This window comes from Type-E symbiont of Plautia stali, from assembly GCF_059731115.1.
In genome coordinates, this window is the sequence record NZ_AP035906.1 from 3563498 (window position 1) to 3580931 (window position 17434).

General features: G+C 50.7%; 18 protein-coding genes. 17 read left to right on the top strand and 1 reads right to left on the bottom strand.

The features are described from left to right. Positions 1–255 precede the first annotated feature (255 nt). The 9 genes from AC6I8L_RS16295 to AC6I8L_RS16335 all read left to right on the top strand — a co-directional run bounded on the left by AC6I8L_RS16295 (position 256) and on the right by AC6I8L_RS16335 (position 8698). The gene (locus AC6I8L_RS16295) at positions 256–777 is read left to right on the top strand and encodes a DUF2778 domain-containing protein (RefSeq protein ID WP_058959275.1); all 522 of its coding nucleotides are present in this window, start codon (positions 256–258) and stop codon (positions 775–777) included. A 247-nt stretch (positions 778–1024) separates the two neighbouring features. Continuing rightward, complete coding sequence (locus tag AC6I8L_RS16300; protein WP_034823348.1) at positions 1025–1516, top strand: Hcp family type VI secretion system effector; 492 nt, start codon at positions 1025–1027, stop codon at positions 1514–1516. Positions 1517–1936: 420 nt separating this feature from the next. Further along, positions 1937–2821, top strand: a complete 885-nt coding sequence (locus AC6I8L_RS16305; RefSeq protein ID WP_058959274.1) for a ParA family protein — start codon at positions 1937–1939, stop codon at positions 2819–2821. Next, positions 2814–4193: an SPI-7-type island replicative DNA helicase gene (dnaB-PI, locus tag AC6I8L_RS16310; protein ID WP_058959273.1), complete on the top strand. Its 1380-nt coding sequence runs from the start codon at positions 2814–2816 to the stop codon at positions 4191–4193. The genes AC6I8L_RS16305 and dnaB-PI overlap by 8 nt, the downstream gene beginning before the upstream one ends. Continuing rightward, the gene (locus AC6I8L_RS16315) at positions 4190–5716 is read left to right on the top strand and encodes a ParB family protein (RefSeq protein ID WP_072226480.1); all 1527 of its coding nucleotides are present in this window, start codon (positions 4190–4192) and stop codon (positions 5714–5716) included. The genes dnaB-PI and AC6I8L_RS16315 overlap by 4 nt, the downstream gene beginning before the upstream one ends. Positions 5717–5764: 48 nt before the next feature. Further along, positions 5765–6349: a DUF2857 domain-containing protein gene (locus AC6I8L_RS16320; RefSeq protein WP_058959346.1), complete on the top strand. Its 585-nt coding sequence runs from the start codon at positions 5765–5767 to the stop codon at positions 6347–6349. Continuing rightward, on the top strand, positions 6346–6600 hold the full coding sequence (locus tag AC6I8L_RS16325; RefSeq protein ID WP_058959271.1) for a ParE family toxin-like protein: 255 nt from the start codon (positions 6346–6348) through the stop codon (positions 6598–6600). The genes AC6I8L_RS16320 and AC6I8L_RS16325 overlap by 4 nt, the downstream gene beginning before the upstream one ends. 90 nt (positions 6601–6690) lie before the next feature. Further along, entirely contained in the window at positions 6691–7875 is a 1185-nt protein-coding gene (locus AC6I8L_RS16330) for an STY4528 family pathogenicity island replication protein (RefSeq protein ID WP_058959270.1), read from the top strand. A 100-nt stretch (positions 7876–7975) separates the two neighbouring features. After that, a complete protein-coding gene (locus tag AC6I8L_RS16335; protein WP_082678094.1) occupies positions 7976–8698 on the top strand; it encodes a PFL_4669 family integrating conjugative element protein in 723 nt (240 codons plus the stop codon). Positions 8699–8995: 297 nt separating this feature from the next. On the opposite strand, the gene AC6I8L_RS16340 is transcribed toward AC6I8L_RS16335, so the two are convergent. Continuing rightward, complete coding sequence (locus AC6I8L_RS16340; protein ID WP_153012252.1) at positions 8996–9286, bottom strand: hypothetical protein; 291 nt, start codon at positions 9284–9286, stop codon at positions 8996–8998. A 26-nt stretch (positions 9287–9312) separates the two neighbouring features. Here AC6I8L_RS16340 and AC6I8L_RS16345 point away from each other — a divergent pair, with 26 nt between their 5' ends. The 8 genes from AC6I8L_RS16345 to AC6I8L_RS16380 all read left to right on the top strand — a co-directional run bounded on the left by AC6I8L_RS16345 (position 9313) and on the right by AC6I8L_RS16380 (position 17280). Continuing rightward, on the top strand, positions 9313–9804 hold the full coding sequence (locus AC6I8L_RS16345) for an STY4534 family ICE replication protein (protein ID WP_058959268.1): 492 nt from the start codon (positions 9313–9315) through the stop codon (positions 9802–9804). A gap of 142 nt (positions 9805–9946) precedes the next feature. Then, a complete protein-coding gene (locus AC6I8L_RS16350; protein ID WP_058959345.1) occupies positions 9947–11038 on the top strand; it encodes a nucleoid-associated protein in 1092 nt (363 codons plus the stop codon). Further along, complete coding sequence (locus AC6I8L_RS16355) at positions 11031–12314, top strand: hypothetical protein (RefSeq protein WP_058959267.1); 1284 nt, start codon at positions 11031–11033, stop codon at positions 12312–12314. Before AC6I8L_RS16350 ends, AC6I8L_RS16355 begins: the two co-directional genes overlap by 8 nt. 140 nt (positions 12315–12454) lie before the next feature. Continuing rightward, positions 12455–13156, top strand: coding sequence for a TIGR03759 family integrating conjugative element protein (locus AC6I8L_RS16360; protein ID WP_058959266.1), 702 nt, complete (start codon positions 12455–12457; stop codon positions 13154–13156). After that, a complete protein-coding gene (locus tag AC6I8L_RS16365; protein ID WP_058959265.1) occupies positions 13135–13770 on the top strand; it encodes a transglycosylase SLT domain-containing protein in 636 nt (211 codons plus the stop codon). The genes AC6I8L_RS16360 and AC6I8L_RS16365 overlap by 22 nt, the downstream gene beginning before the upstream one ends. After that, entirely contained in the window at positions 13767–14273 is a 507-nt protein-coding gene (locus AC6I8L_RS16370; RefSeq protein WP_058959264.1) for an integrating conjugative element protein, read from the top strand. The genes AC6I8L_RS16365 and AC6I8L_RS16370 overlap by 4 nt, the downstream gene beginning before the upstream one ends. A gap of 161 nt (positions 14274–14434) precedes the next feature. Further along, complete coding sequence (gene traD, locus AC6I8L_RS16375; RefSeq protein ID WP_058959263.1) at positions 14435–16519, top strand: type IV conjugative transfer system coupling protein TraD; 2085 nt, start codon at positions 14435–14437, stop codon at positions 16517–16519. Then, on the top strand, positions 16519–17280 hold the full coding sequence (locus AC6I8L_RS16380) for a TIGR03747 family integrating conjugative element membrane protein (protein ID WP_058959262.1): 762 nt from the start codon (positions 16519–16521) through the stop codon (positions 17278–17280). The genes traD and AC6I8L_RS16380 overlap by 1 nt, the downstream gene beginning before the upstream one ends. Positions 17281–17434: the final 154 nt, after the last annotated feature.

The window sequence follows — 17434 nt, forward strand, 5'->3', positions numbered from 1 at the left end:
TTTCAGAATGACAACCTTAATTATCATTTAAAGAATTAATTACCACATTAGACAAACGGTCACGAAGGTGTTTAATCGACCCATTTGGTCATTCAAGAAAGACTGGCATCCAGAAGGAATATAGCCCCCAGGCCATCATATAATGTGGGCAACTACGCAAAATTGAAAGCATGCCATTATTATTACTAGCCCTGAAAATTCATCCTACGTAACATAACCCACAGTTATTACATGATTGTTAATTAGGGACAGGTAATGGCACTTCAGGGAACATTGATTCTAAATGGCGCAGATTATGTGCCTTTCAATCTTTACGGCGTTGGCGTTTTTATGCCGTTCTCAGGCAAAGGCGTTTACATGAACAACGCTGCATGTGGTGCAATTCCGAATGAAGGTCCAATACCACCGGGTAAGTACTGGATTGTAGAGCGTGGCAGTGGCGGCCTCTTATCAAGGTTAAAAGCAAAGTCCCAGGATTTCTATAACAGAATGTACGAAGGTGCTGAGTTTGACCGTGATGAATGGTTTGCTTTGTTCAGAGATGACTGGACTATTGATGATCACAGCTGGATTGATGGGGTCAAACGTGGATTATTCAGGCTACATCCGGGGCGTGTATCGGAAGGATGCATCACTTTAGTTCATAACTCCGATTATGCATTAATCCGTAATGCATTAATGCAGACTTCACCAATACGCGTTCCCTGCATGAAATCATTGATGGCACGCGGTTGGATTGAGGTAATTGCCAGTGGCAATAACAACACTTGCCCGTAAGATATGTAAAGTCATCTTCTATTTCGCTTTATCGTTGATCGTCGGGCGAACATTAGGTAGTCCTGAAATATGGTTTAATTATGCATGGGCAACCCGTATTGCACATTTTTTTTACGGAGATGGTGAGATTGGAGCAGACAACTTTTATGATTTATATTTCTACATCTCCGTGTTCTCAGTATTTTCTATCACTACGGCAATTTATATTTTAACAATGAAGTTACTACGAAAAATAAGGAGTAGTTAAATGCCAATCCCTCCGTACATGTGGCTCAAAGACGATGGCGGCGCAGATATTAGAGGCTCTGTTGATGTGCATGACCGTGAAGGTAGTATTGAAATCATCGGATTAAGCCACGGTATTAGCCTTCCGGTTGATACCGCCGCTGGAAAAATAACCGGCACACGCCAGCACTCATCAATGCGTATTGAAAAGGAAGTTGATAGTTCAACGCCCTATCTTTATAAAGCTTCAGCTACCGGGCAGACGCTGAAAAGTGCTGAAATTCGTTTTTACAATATTAGCGATGCTGGGCAAGAGGTCTGCTATTACACGGTTCTGCTGGAAAACGTGAAGATCACCAGCGTTCATTGTGGCGTACCCAATGTGAAATTGTCTGGTAACGACAAGATGAATCACTCGGAAAGCGTCAGCATGCAGTATGAGAAAATCACCTGGCGCATTGTGGATGGCAACATTCAATACGCCGATGCGTGGAACGAACGTCCTACAGCTTAACGCTGGCTTTGCGAGTGCTGCTGCTGGATCAAGGTAAGACACGTGGTGACGACATGCGAGGCCATCCACCGTGGAGATTACTGCCACGTAAATCAACGCGTTTGAAACGGCACCCGGCAAGCGCTCTGTATCTGGTGAGCTACTGCTGAGCATACCGTTAAAGCGCAGGCATCAAGATTAATGCTTTTGATGGCGCTGAAGACGTAAAGGTGTTTTAGAAACCCACAAAAGCAAAAACCCAGCCATAAAGGCTGGGTTTTCAGAATGTTGGTGCCCGGACGCGGAATCGAACCACGGACACGGGGATTTTCAATCCCCTTGCTGAGAATTTCAGGTTGATTCCCTGCGGGAAAATGAGTCTTTAAACGGGTTTTACAGAATTGACGAGATGCATATTCGAACTTACTTCGGATGTGCAAAATGAAAATACTTCCCGTAATTTCCACCAAAGGTGGAGAAGGCAAATCTACGCAAGCCGCAAACCTCTGTGGCTTCCTCGCTGATGCAGGACTGAAGACGCTTTTAATCGATGGTGACTTCGGCCAGCCCACTGCCAGCAGCATCTATCAACTCACCTATGAAGCGCCGTGCGGCATATATGAACTGCTAATGCAGTCGGTAGATCTCGGTGATTCAACCAACATAATTTCCAACAGTTTCATCCCTAATCTCGACGTCATCATCTCCAACGACCCGCAAGCCCACTTGCTGACTGCCATGCTGCACGCCCCAGATGGTCGGTTACGCATGCGTAACGTGCTGCAGCATCCGCTGTTCAATGAGTACGACGTCATCATCATTGATTCACAGGGCGCGCGTTCGGTGATGTTGGAGCTTATTGCGCTCGCCGCCACTGACACAACCATCGGCATAGTGAAGCCGGTGCTGCCCGACATCCGCGAGTTTCTGCGCGGTGCTATCGCGATGTTCGAACAGCTACGCTCACTCTCCTCTTACGGCATAGCGCTACCGGCGATTCGCATTCTGGTGAATTGCATGGATTACACCTCGCTGGCCAAAACCACACTCGGGCAACTGGAGACGATTGTCAGCGAAGGGAAATATAGTCCCTACGCTGACGAGATCCCCGTGTCGTTGCTGAACACTCAAATCTACGATCTCGACATCTATAAGGCGGGCCACTTTGCTGGCGAGCCTGCGCACCGGCTTGAAACGCAGACCCGCCGCAAAAGCGATTCGGCGCTGCAAACCATGCACAACCTAGCGTGTGAATTGTTCCCGGAATGGCGCAATCAGTTTGGTGCGCTACTTTCACGCTCAGTGAAGGAGGTGAATCATGTCTAAGTCCAACAATTATCCAATCGAATTGCCGCATTCCATCGATGCTGAGCAGGCAGTGTTGGGCGCGCTAATGCTCGATAACGATCGCTGGGATGATGTGGTTACGCTGATTCAACGCGAAGACTTCTTCTCCGGTCCGCATCGCTCGATTTTTAAAGGCATCGACGAGCTGGCCAAAACCAACAGCCCGTTCGACCTGATCACGCTCAGCGAACTTCTGGAGCGTCACAACCTCATCGATCAGTGTGGTGGATTTGCTTACCTCGCCGAGCTGAGCAAAAACACGCCGAGCGCCGCCAACATCCTCGCCTACGCGCGGATAATTGCCGAAAAGAGCCAGCTGCGTCAGTTGTATGTGCTTGGCAACCAACTTACGCGCGATGTGCAGCTACCCAACGCCACCGCCAACAACATCACCGAAGTCGCCGAAAGCCAGCTGTTCAACCTTGCCGAGAAAGGCCATGCGCGCCAGCACCAGGAAATCACTGTTCTCGATGGCATGTCGCAATTGCTTACCCGGCTAGAAGAGACCACCGGCGGCAATGGCATCACTGGCACGCCGTCGGGTTTTCGGGAGCTCGACCAGATGACCTGTGGTTTGCAGGCGGGCGATTTAATTCTGCTGGCCGCGCGTCCTTCGATGGGCAAAACGGCGCTGGCATTGGCGATGTGCGAATCGGCGCTGGATGCACTGGAGAGCAATTTAGTTTTTTGCTTTAGCCTGGAAATGCCCGCTGAGCAGCTGATGATGCGGCTGGTTGCAATGCTGGGTAAGGTGGAGCTGAATTTGCTGCGCAGCGGCCAGCTCGATGATGAATGCTGGGCCAGAATCAGCATGGCAATGGAGCGCGTCACAGCCTGGAAAGATCGGCTGATCATCGATGAAAACAGCGACCAGACTCCTGCGCTGTTACGTGCCCGCGCGCGGCGTTACATCCGCAAATACGGACAACCGAGCCTGATTCTGGTCGATTACCTGCAGCTGATGCGCGCGCCTGAGCAGGAGAATCGCACGCAGGAGATATCAGAGATCTCGCGCTGCCTGAAAGCGCTGGCCAAAGAGTTGAAATGTCCACTGGTAGCATTATCCCAGCTCAATCGCCAGGTTGAATCGCGCCCCAATAAGCGGCCAAACAACGGCGATCTGCGTGATTCCGGCGCGCTGGAACAGGACGCCGATCTGATTCTCTTCATCTATCGCGATGAAGTTTATAACGAGAACTCCATCGAAAAAGGCATCGCCGAAATCATCATTGGCAAGCAACGTCAGGGCCCTATCGGCACCGTTAAAACCGCCTATGATGGCCGCTACACGCGCTTTTCAAATGCTGAAAACAACTCCTATCACTTCGGTTATGGGAGGGCTCAGGCATGACAGCGATGACAAAACAGCGCACAACCGGCCTGACAGATGCGCTTTTAAAACGCGGTCGTCAGGCCGAAGCAACATTAACCGTGGCAACGCCAGATGCGCCTGGCAGCGAAATGCCAATGGTGCTGACGCTGGAGCAGTTACGCCCCAATCCAGATAACCCACGCACTAGCCGTAATCCACGTTTTGATGACATCAAGGCATCGATTCGCGCGCGCGGCCTCGATACCGTGCCGAAAGTCACGCTCGATCCCGACAATCCAGGCTCTTACATCTTTAGTGACGGCGGCAACACGCGTTACCAGGCGTTGAGTGAGTTGTGGGCGGAGACGCATAGCGAACATTTCTACCGCGTGCATTGCTTGTTCAAACCCTGGCCAGGTCGCATCAAATGTGTGATTGGTCATCTGGCGGAAAACGAACTGCGTGGTGAGCTGAGCTTTATAGAGAAAGCGATCGGCATCCGCAACGCCCGCCAAATCATTGAGGATGAATCGGGCAAAGCGGTTTCCCTGCGAGAGCTGGCAACGGTGCTGACAGATCAAGGCTATCCGGTTAGTTACTCCAGCCTGAGCCGCATGGACAGTTGCGTCCGTCATCTCTATCCGCATTTACCGGCGCTGCTGGAGTCGGGTCTTGGCCGTCCGCAGATCAACGCGTTGTTGGTACTGCGCAGCGATGCCGAGAAATTATGGAATCACTATGCGGCAGAAGCCAAGCCGGAAGTGACGTTTGAAAACGTGATGACCAAAGTGTGCCCGCATTTCAATTCACCGGAGAGCTGGTCGCTGGAGATGTTCCGCGACGAGTTTATCGGCGAGCTGGTCAGCGCGTTGCCGCATCCATCGCTCAACTACGATCGTTGGCTGATTGAGCTTGATCCCAGTGAACAAAACCGTCGCCAGCTGTTTGGCGAACCCGAACCGGTTGCACCGCAGCTTCAGCAGCAAAACCAGCAGCCTGAACCGGAAGCAGCACCGCGCGCGCCTGCGCCGGTTCGCAAGCCAACTCCACCACCCACCACGCCCGGTGTTGCCAGTGGCAACACCTCCGAACCGAATTCCACTGTTGCCACTGGCAACACCTCCGAGCCGAGTTCTACTGTTGCCACTGGCAACACTTTAGAGATGGTTTCTGATGTTGCCAGTGGCAACACTCAATCAGCCGCACCAGATTTCTGGTCCATTCCGACTCTGCAGGATGACGCTGATCACCTGCGCAATATCGCCTTTCGCCTTGCCTTTGAGCTGGCCGATTCGGACAGCGATGGCGAAGCCGTCGTACCGGATAACAGCACGGCTTCAGCGGGCTATCGCATTGACGAAGAGCTCAGCGCCTCACCGATTTCATGCCTGCTTTCCTCACTGGCAGGCGGCGCGTGCGATGAGGATTTGCCTGACCTGATGCGCGAGCTGCTAATCGGCAGCAGCAATGCCGCACCTAGCTTTGATGATGCCCTCACCCAGACGTTCATGAAGTTAATCCGCACGTTGCGGCGGCTGCGCGAGCTGCAGCGCCAGAGCTGAGCGGCATTTTTAGTCGATTGAGATTACTGAAAACCGGAGATCACGATGATGAGTAACAGCTTGTCTCAGGCCACCAACGGCCTGCTTACCCAGTTAGTGATGGAACTCAAGTCAGGCTACATCCGCCGCTGCGAAGCGCTGGGTTTGATGCCAGAGGAAATGCAGATGCTTCATGGCCTCACCATTGAAGATTTGCACTACCTGATGAACAGCCCGGTATCGGTGCTGACCTTCCGCATTCACCACGAAAACCTGTCGCTGATGTTGCAGCAGGCACGGCGCGAGCAAAGACGCCTGCAGCGCATCGATCGCGCGCTGGCGCTCAACGGCTCTATCGAGTTGATGCAGCACTACTTCGGCCTTTCTACGGTTGAAGTCGCCGCACGCCGCCGCATGGCCGGTATCGAAGTGCGCAAGGGGCGCGGCGTGGTGCTCAACGACGAGGACAACGCCGAGATCTGGCGCAAGTGGCAGAAAGCCAGCATTGACGATCCCGACAGCGCCGATGGCCTCGACGTGATGATGCTGTGCGCTGAGCAGATGGATTTGTCGCTGACCGCTATCTGGCACGCCGTGCATGGCTGGCACGGCAACAAAAAGCCTGAGCCCGCAGCCATGCGGAAGATGGCATGAGTCGACGCAACCAGACGCTGACTGAAGGTCTTGTCGCGCCGGTCAACGTGCCAGAGCCCTGCCGCCGCAAAGCGGTGAGGCAACTGACGCTGTTCCGGTGCGGCAAGAACAACTTCACGCGCATCAAAGCGAACGGAGCGGACTATCTCAAAATCGACATTGGCCTGTTCTGGCGGCTGTTAAGTAAAAACAGCGGCAAAGACTGGGAACTGATGACGCATGAGAGATACAGCAAGGCGATCTGGAAATAGCGAGTGTTGTCACTCTGTATCCCGCGCGGGGTACAGCAATAACAGCATTCACCCGATGGCACGTAGCGATCGGCGGCAAAAGGAAATGACATGAATCTCCCCTCTGACAGCTTAATCGCTTTCACGATGGAAAAAATGCAGGCGCGCCTGGCGGAAAAGTCCAGTGACGATGGCGTCTCGCAGCTGCGAAGCGGTTTGCTGTATCTCGGCAATGTGCAGGATGCTTACCCGCGCCAGCTGCTGCTTGATACGCGGCTCTCACCGCTCGATAAAATGGCGTGGATGATGATCAGGCTGTACGCGCAGCAAAACCACGGCGCTGTATTCCCCAGCTATGACGAGTTGCAACTGCAGCTCGCTTCCCCGCACAAAGGCAAGGCATCGCGCGAAACGGTCAGCCGCGTGCTGCTGATGCTGCGACTTACCGGCTGGCTCAGCCTGTGTAAGCGCGTTCGCGACGATCAGGGACGCGTGCGCGGCAATATCTATGCGCAGCACGACGAACCGCTAACCTGCTGCGACGCTGAAATCATGGACCCGGCGTGGCTCGATACCGTCGCTGAAGCGTGCCGCAGCGGCAATAAAACCATCAAGCAAACTGCGTTGCAGGTGCTGGATGAAATCAAAAATGACCCGCAGATGCGCCACTGCAAAAGCCATATTAGCCAGATCGAAAGTCGTCTGGGCAAGCCACAAACGCCGCAGGAAATGGCCGTAGTCAGGAAGTTCACTCACCCGAATTCGGTTTCCGAACCGGGTATAAAAACACCGAGTTCGGAAGCCGAACCCATTATACCGGCGCATTCAAATTCACTGAGTTCGGTTTCCGAACCCTCGCTGATACCAAGGCTTCGGCCCGGAGTTCGGAATCCGAACGGTAACGTACGTTGTTTTACACAAGGTGTGAAAAAAAACACGTATACACCGGCTGCGCCAACATCGGAACTCATCCCCGAACGCTACCGGCAGCGTTTCAGCCAGGAAGATCTCACCATGCTTGAGCACCGGCTGGCAGCGTTGCCCGCTGAGCAGTCGCAGCAGCTGCTTCACCAACTTGGCCAGAATCTTGATGCCGGTTCAATCCAGAACCCAACCGGCTGGCTGCTGACGATTATCAAAAAAGCGAGAACCGGCCAGTTCACTCACGTTGCAGACCCGTCGCCTGTCGCCACACCGACTAAACCGGCACAACCTGAACCGACGACAAGGGCAACCAGCTCTGCCGCTGACATCGCTGAGATCGTGCAATCGATACGCCAACGCCTGAAAAGCTGACGAGCCAGATAACTGGCAGCTGTGTGAATGGTTTTACGATAGATGTTGCCTTAACGCTCCTGAAAACTGGTGCAGCATCATCAACTATATGGAGTGGGAAATGGCTGAAGAAAAGAACGAAACCGATACGGCCAAAGCAGGCGCGTTACGCTCCTCTTTGACCATTGAACTGCACTCGCATTATGCGATTCGATTGTGGGAAGGCCGCCGACGCCAACCTGATGACCTGCGCGAACGTGGCAGACCACAAATCCTCAGCATGCCGCGCGTGATTCAGCGCGCCGGTTTGATGAGCCGTGACGCCGAGGGTGATAACCCTTATGCAGATATGGCGCTGTTGAAGCTGGAGAACGCGCTGGATCTGGCGACCACTGAGATCCAGAAGTTGGTCGATGAGCTGGAAGCGACGCTTAAAGCCATCCCTGCGCGGATCTCACTGACGGATGTATCGTCGGTGTCGCCGCTCAATATTGGCGTCTTCAGCCGCACGCCGCTGGGTTATCGCTGCGTCTGGCTGTTGGTTGGTTATGATCAACTGGCAATGAAGGTGTTCCAGGCATCCCATTACGGGCTGATCAGCGGAAAAGAGCGCGATGAAATGCTCAGCAATGGCGGCCATCTGGTGCGCAAGGTGTATGGCATCGCACAGCACTATCGTTCGTTCGCTGTAACGCGCGCCGATCTGGAACAGAAGACGGTGATTGCCAGCGAAGCCGTCAAGCTGCTGGGCGATGTTGATCTGGAGGTGATGAGGGGAAAAATGCTCTCCACCTTCTCTCCAAACCTGAAAAAACTGGCGGATAGTAGTGAAGCTTCTGAATAACTTTCCGGCTCTTCAGCAAAGCCTTTTATGTCCTCAGCGATGCTGATAAGGTTAACAGGCTTCGATGTAGCACCCCGTGACTGCGGGATGGTTGGATGTCTTTTACGGGGACAGAAAATCATCAGTCCGGCAGGCAAATCACCGCACATCCGATTTGGTCTGTAAGGCGCACGCCCTCCGTGAAAACCGCGCCGGAGCTTTAACTCCCGGAGTAACGAATACACCATCGGTCTGCGTGCAGGCCCTGAGCGCTGGCAATTGCTGGCGCTTTTTTATTTTCATATCCGCAAAACTACTTTATCGCTGACATCCGCTTTTAGCGGCAGGACACTGGAACGGCATTATTGTTGTTGTCTCAACAACCAGCCAATGTTTCAGCAGCCTGAGAGAAACGCTTACGCGGTTGCCATCTAAAACTTCACGACCTGAGAGAAGTGCTGCTTGTGCAGTGGTCGATCCGCTCAACCTCTTAATGCGGATGTCACCTGTGTGATGAGGTTCTTTGTACTGACCAGCCAGCGCGGCATAGCTATCCGCGCTTCCTGACGGAAAGCATTTATCCGTCAGGGATGAATGTTTCTCCGTCACTATTTCCCACTCCCGGAGTAAACATCATGACTGCTACCACTACTAACAACGCTGCAAACAACGCCAACACGGCTTCTACCAAACCTGAATACTTCAATCTCAACATCAAGGGCCTGGGTTATCTGAGCAACATTCGCAGAATTGAAACCCTCACTGGCAGCTTCCTCAGCGTGGTGATTAATGCGCTGAGCGGCCCCACTGACAACCCTACCTATGTGCGCTTTGATGCCACTGTCGCCGGTAAGGAGGCAACGGACCTTATAAGCCGCTGTCAGAAAGCCGTAGACGAGGACCAGAAAGTGCTGCTTGGGTTTACTCTCAGCAACCTGACGTCTGACATTTTCACGCTTAACAAAGGTGATCATGCGGGCGAACAACGGGTTAGCCTGAAAGCTAGGCTGATTAAAGTTGATTGGATCAAGATTGGCCAGCAGATGGTTTTTAAGGCAGAAAAAACTGAAACGACCCCACCGAGTCATGCTGAAGGGCAACGCTCATATGCTAAAAATTCCTTTTAGCACAAACGAAACGCCGTGACATGTGTCACGGCGTTCTTCATCGATGAGCAAGCTCCACGCTTTAGACAAATTTAACTATGGAAACAGTGAACTTGGTGTTATAAAAACTAAAAATAAATTTCTTTTTCACAAGGACAGTAGAATGTCATTTAAACTTCGCCATTGCGTCATTCATGATTTAATTAAAGAGTCTGGAAAGCAGGCGGTTGAGACTAAAATAAAAACTAAAGTTCTTCCAAAAAATGACATCTACGTTCAAACTTTAATTGAAGAGCTTTATGGGCTTATAGGAAAAAAGGAAAGCCAAGCAGCTCGTGGCACATTCGATTCTAATGTTGACATTTATAAAGTACCTGCAGCTTTCAATAAATATTATGAAAGCAATGCAACTAGTGAAGATTTTATTTCTTTCTCCAAAACCTGTATGAATGAGCTTTCAAAGCAAGCAAAAGACCCACACAGGATAGCAGCAAGTGGCGGAGCGATTGTGTTCTCACACTTTGAAGTAAAAGGCTCTAATTATTTTTTGGTTACAATGATAAAGCAGAAAGATGCTTTAGGTTTAAATGATGATTTAATCCCAGTCAAAACTGTTGAAATAGATTTATCTAAAATTCATCAGGCCGCCAGAATCAATTATGATAGATATTTCAATCATATAACATCTCAGGATGAAGATAAGCCTAATTACTTAGCCTTTGTAAGCCCCAAGTCAAACATTGATGCCTCTGGTTACTTTGTATCGGCTTTAGGGTGCTCGGATAGCTTGCCTCCCTCAAAAGCAACCGAATTAGCTTTAACGGGGGTAAGACAGTTTTTTGAAGCAAACGCTGATCTCAAACCCTATAAACAACCAGCTTATGAGGCGGTTTTCACTTATTTGAAAGAAAAGGCGAATGGGGAAACTGCGAGTATAAATGATATTGAACATGTCGTCCGTGGCATAATTCCTCCAAAACTTGGGAATGCTATTGATAATCTTACCGAGTTCCTGAATAGCGATGACATTGGATTGCCTAATGAATTTGGCGTTAGCCAAGCTACTCTTACAAGGCGTTCCCGCGTTAGAACTAAGTCAGATGGTTGGGAATTGGTTTTTGAAAAAAGGGTGTTGGGCACTAGAGATGGTGCGGATATTAGATATGTTAAAGCTGAGAATAAGATTATCATATCTAATCTAGATGAAGACACTAAGGCAAAAATTGAAAAAGCCTTGGAAGAGAAAAATGGTTGATTTCAATGAGTTCAAGCTTTTAGTTAAACTCTACAGGCTCATTAACAGGCCTGAGTTAGATAATAATCAGTGTACCTTTGATGGCATTCTAACGCAGGATGCGCATGTCATTTTGAATGAAATTTGGTCAAATGATAATTCATTATCAGAGTTTACATTACTTAATGGTGCTAATGAGATTAGTACTACATTTGGAGACCCTTGCCCTCAATACTCCAGCGATGTTGTTAAACTATCTATTGTGTTTCCTTCGGGTGATTTTACCTTCAAGAAAAATATTTTATCTTATCTTCAAGGTAATAATCATTTGAATAAATCTGAACCCTCCTATAATGTCTATTTGTCGGATGAGGATTATGATTTCTCTGAATCAGATGAAAACGTTACCGGAAATCTAAAGTCTGCTTTAGGATTAGCTAAAATAATCAATGGGTTAAAGTTATTAAGCTCTTACTATTACGATGATAAGATATCTGGATGTCTGAATTTAGTTTTCATTGACTCAAATCCAGAGATAAAAGACACAAGTGCTCCAATAGTGATCACACCAAAGATAACTAGTGATCACTTGGAAAAGCAACTTGATAGTGTCGATATTATTGATAATATTATGTCGTCCGATATCGATAGGCTACATAAAGAAGAAAAATCATCCTTGTTTAGAGTTTCAATTCTCGAGCTTTTGAACATTGAAAGATCTGGTGGCAATCCATTTGATAAAATCGTAAACAATTGGGATGTTTTATTAAGTATTTACAGAGGGAACTTTGAAGCTTATCTGACTAAATTCTCTTTTTTAAAGCAAAAGAAGGCTGCATCTGAAAATTATATTGAATTATCATCAAAAATATCGTCCTGTCTATCTGGAATATCAGGTAAGTTATTTGGCCTTCCTGTATCGCTAGCTGTCCCTTTGGCTATATTCAAATCGAAGGATTCTTTTGAATCACTACTTCTCTTGTTAGGGGTTTATGCTGCGTCACTGTTGATTTTTATAACCACGCAAGAGCAAAGAAAAATAATAAATGCAATCAGCTCCTCTATTGATAGTACGTTTAGTTACTCTGAGGCAAATAACGGAAGCGATCTCTTTAATTTAATAAACAGTCAAAAAGAAAAGCTTAAGTCACAAGCCAAAAAGCTTAAGTTCTGGATGGTCATTTTTTCCTTTATCGCTTGGGTTCCAAGCTTGATATCAACAAAAATTTACTTCAATAAATTCATTGATTACGCGACCATTGAAAATACATTAAAATATTTATGGTCACTTATTTAGATAACCATAGTGACATAAATATACTAAGTAGTTTTTAATTTAACCTTTCACACTTTCACTTTATCGTTCATTTAAATCACGTTAATCATTACTCTTCCTTTATTTCCACCTCATAACTTTATGTTCATTTGGGAGAAGCAATGAGACGATTTTTTTTGATTTTAATTACTGTACTACTTTTACCTTTGAAGTTTGTCATTGGGGCTGAAAGTGACAATTCAGATTTTACTAAAGGCACTGTAAAATTTTCGGAAGAAAATGTAGGCAACCTTTGGGGAATTGGCAAACAAGATTATCAGCGCTTTGAAGAGCTTAAGAGTGGTAAAAGAGGAACACTGTCTCCAAATTTAGATCCATTAAGCACATTGGGCATAGAAGCCCGCAGCGACGCCGAGCGCCGCCACTACGCCGAACTCTGGGTAAAACAGGAGTACGAGCGCACCGAAAAAGAGCTTAAATTCCAGCGCGAAGTTGATGCTGCCTGGAAACGCATGATGCCCAACATGCTACCTGTGAATATGGGCAACGCCGCTGGTATCGCGCATGACTCAGGCGGTCGTCTCGCGCTGTTCGTGCGCGAAGCAGATTGCCAGCGCTGCGATGCCAGACTCTCCGCCGTTCTCGCCGATAAACGCCCCGTTGATATCTACCTTGTCGATAGCGAAGGCAGCGATCAGAAACTCCGCAACTGGGCACAACAGCACCGCATTCCCGCCGAACAAGTACGCGAACGCCGCATCACCCTTAATCACGATGCAGGCCGCTGGATGCGCTACGGCAACGGCATCATGCCGGTTCTTCTCCAGCAGGGGGAAAGCGGATGGCATATCGCAGCGTTCTAACCGCCGCGCTGATGCTGAGTGCCGCTAGCTCTCTTGCATCAACCAGCATGCAAAGCGTGCCGTCGGGTTATCAGAAAGTAGCTCTGCAACATGGTATTCCAGCTGAATCGCTTTACTCGCTGGCGCTGGCTGAATCATCGCGCAAGCTACCACAAGGTACGCGCCCGTGGCCCTGGACAATCAATGTCGCAGGCAAAGGCTACCGCTATGAAAGTAGGCAAGCGGCCTGGCAAGCGCTACAGCAGTTCATGAAAAACCATCCATTGAAGCGAATCGATGTCGGCATCGCGCAGGTCAATCTTGGCTGGAATGGCCATCACTTCAGCTCAACGTGGGATGCGTTTGACCCGTATATCAACCTGAACGCGGCTGCACGCATTCTTCGCGAATGCTGGGAGCGTAGCCCCGGCAGTTGGTTGAAAGCGGCTGGCTGCTATCACCATCCGGCTGGCGGTAAACCTGCAGCGCGCTATCAGCAGATTGTCAGCCAAAAGTTGGCTTCGCTAGCGCCTATTCAACCTCGTCCAATCGCAACACAGGCACCCGCTAATCTCGCGAGCAACCAAATACCTTCAACCGAAATCATCTGGACAGAACCCCGGAGGCAGCAATGAACAAATTGATGCTGGCTGGCGCGATCGCCGCATTGCCATTTCTCTCACATGCGGAACTCAACGTTATCGCAGATCTCGGCGGTCAATCAGCAGCGACGTTCTATGAAGGCATTAACGCTGAACCTCAGCCGCAGCAGCAGTCAATCCAACCTGATTACAGTGAAGGTTCAGTGTTGCCAGTGGCAACACCTGAACTCACTCCCGGCATCATTGAGCCACGCGTGCTGAAACTGCCGGGAATTGGTGCGCTGTTTCTGGTTGGTGATGATGAGCAATCGCAGGAATGGCTATCGCGAAACGCTGGACTGCTCAAGCGATGTGGTGCGGTTGGGATGGTGGTGAACGTCAGCAGCTCGTCATCATTGCAGCAATTGCGCCAGATTGCGCCCAATCTCCAGCTGGCTCCGGTATCAGGTAGCGATCTGGCGCGCCGCCTCAAGCTGGAACATTACCCGGTGCTGATCACCGAGCATTCAGTGAGCCAGCAGGTTTCAGCCGAGTGATGGGATTCGTCGGATTGCATGGAATCCCCCACGCAGCGCTGATGCTCCTCCCTCTGTTCTTCGTCCTTTTTCTGGCTCTGCTGCGCGCTTACTGGTGCTGGCGTAATCTGCATCACACCACGCTCAGCATGCCTGAATCCAGCCAAAAGTGAGTCACTGCTATGAGCGATCGCTATGTCATTGAAGCACTACTGCGTCCCGCAGTTGAGTTCAACACCACGCTGGTAGCCGCCACCGCCAGCTATGTTTGTGTTGCAGCGCCCTGGGCTGTCGCGCTGTCGCCTTCGGTGAGTTATGTCACCGCTACGGGCTTTGCGGTGCTGGCCGTCGTACGCGCCCGTCAGGGGTGTCAGGTGATCAGGTATCGCAGAAATCTACGCCGATTGCCGCGCTATGTGATGACCAGCCGCCAGGTTCCAGTAAGCAATCACCGGCTGTTTTTGGGTAAAGGTTTTCTTTGGCAGCAAAAACACACTCAGCGCCTACTCGATACGCGTCGGCCAGAAGTCGAAAAGTACGTGCAGCCAGCGAAGGTCTATCAGATCGCGCGCAGGCTTGAACGTGCGTGCGAGCATTCTCTGCCCTGGCTGTCATCGATGATTTCGGCTGATACGCCGATGAACCCGGTTCGCCCGCTGCCACCGGTTGGTGGCAATCCGGCGCTGCACGGCATTGAACCGAATGAGCGCGATGTATCAATGGATCTACGAGAGCGCGTTGGGCATACGTTAGTCGTTGGCACCACGCGCGTGGGCAAAACACGGCTGGAGGAGTTGCTGGTTACGCAGGATATTCGGCGCGGCAATATCACCATCGTCTTCGATCCCAAAGGCGATGCCGATTTGCTAAAACGCATGTGGGCTGAAGCGCACCGCGCCGGTCGTCAGGATGACTTCCACGTTTTCCATCTTGGCTGGCCAGAGATCTCGGCTCGTTACAACGCGGTTGGCCGCTTCGGGCGCGTGTCGGAAGTGGCTTCGCGCATTGCTGGTCAATTAGGCGCTGAAGGTAACAGCGCCGCGTTTCGCGAGTTTGCCTGGCGATTCGTGAATATCGTAACGCGCGCGCTGGTTGCGCTTGGCCAGCGCCCCGATTACTCGCTTATCCTTCGCTACGTCACCAACATAGGCGAGCTCTATCAGCGCTACGTGGAACATCTGGTTGATAAGCATTTGCCGGAGCTGCGCAGCAAAATTGAGAATGGCAGCAATGTGCTTAAGGAAAAAGATCTGCCGCGCAATATGCAGGGGCAGTCAAACGCCACGCGCATTTGGGCAATGGAGCTGGCGCTAAGTTCTGAAGCCGGTAAAAAGCTCTACGATCCCATTCTGGAAGGTCTTCGCTCAGCTGTACGTTACGACCGAACCTACTTCGATAAAATCGTCGCCTCATTGCTGCCGCTGTTGGAAAAACTCACCACCGGCAAAACGGCGGCGCTGCTCTCGCCTGACTATAAAGACCTCGACGATCCGCGCCCGATTTTCGACTGGCAACAGGTGATTCGCCAGCGCGGCATCGTTTATGTCGGGCTGGATGCGCTTTCTGACAGTGAAGTCGGCGCTGCCGTTGGCAACAGCATGTTTGCTGATTTGGTGAGTATCGCGGGGCATATCTACAAGCACGGCATCAATGATGGCTTACCGGAAAATGGCGACGGCAAGCTGCCGATCAGCCTGCACTGCGACGAGTTCAATGAACTGATGGGCGATGAGTTTATTCCGCTTATCAACAAAGGCGGTGGCGCGGGCATCGAAGTGACGGCGTACACCCAAACAATTTCTGACATCGAGGCGCGCATTGGTAGCAGCGCCAAAGCTGCGCAAGTCACGGGCAACTTCAATACGCTGATCATGCTGCGCGTGCGTGAGAACCGCACCGCCGAGCTGCTCACCAGCCAACTGCCTGAAGTGGATGTGTATTCCAAAACTCTGGTTTCGGGGTACACCGATATCACCAACCAAGAGCAAGGCACTGATTTCACCTCCAACACGCAGGACCGCGTGAGTATGGTGAAAACGCCGATGCTCACTCCGGCTGACATCATCAATCTGCCCAAAGGCCAGGCGTTCGCACTGCTGGAAGGCGGCCAGCTATGGAAGATTCGTATGCCACTGCCCGCTGCTGATAAAACCGATTTGATGCCGGAAAGCCTGGAGAAAATCGCTGCTGAAATGCGCCGTAATTACCGCACCAGCGAAGCATGGTGGTCTGGTGCTGCTGGCGCAGAACCGCCGGGAGGTGAATAATGCCACCACCAAACACCACTGCACCGCCCGCCCGCGTTCAGCAGCCTAAAGAGCATGGCTTTCTGTTTAATCTGCTATGGGAATGGCCGTGGAAGCTGATTGGCATGCTGCTGGCTTCGCTGTTTTTTAGCCTGGTAATGGAGTACATCGGTATTGCATTCTTCTGGCCAGAACAAGGTGCAGCGCATAGCCAGCAGGTAATGCAGATCGAGAGCGGCTATCTCTCCACTGAGTTTACGCGCAGCCTGCTACTGTCACAGCCCACGGTGACGGTCACTACCGGGGTAACACAGGTTTATCAGTGGCTGGTTGTCGATAGCGGCCTGCAGGGATGGATTGCCCAGCAAAATCAGGCAATGGAAAGCGGCGGAAATGCTGTTGCTGCCGGATTGAGTGCCGGTAGCCGCTGGCTGGCATCGGCTCTGCAAGAATATATGCTGGCGACGGTTTATGTCGCTGTGGTGACATTGATTCGTGTGACGATTCTGGTGTTATCAATACCGCTGTTTCTGATGGTGGTGTTGGTCGCTGTAGTTGATGGTCTGGGGCGGCGAGACCTACGGCGCTACGGCGCGGCATATGAATCCAGCTTTGTTTATCACCATGTCAAACGCTTCGTTAAACCCGCGTTCTATGTGCCCTGCATGGTGTATCTGTCGTGGCCATCGGCTGTGTACCCAAATCTGTTATTGCTACCTGCTGCGCTGATGTTGGGAATGGCGCTGGCGGTGTTGACCGCATCGTTCAAGAAATACCTCTAAGCTGGACGACAGCGTGCAAAGCTCGACTTTGTGCGCTGTCGTCAGCAGGCAAGCCGCATAGGCGGCGCGACAGGTAAAGTTAAATTAATGCTCCATACTGTCAATTTATAAATTAGGGCTGAAAATAAAGTAGACATCACTCATTTTCATGAAT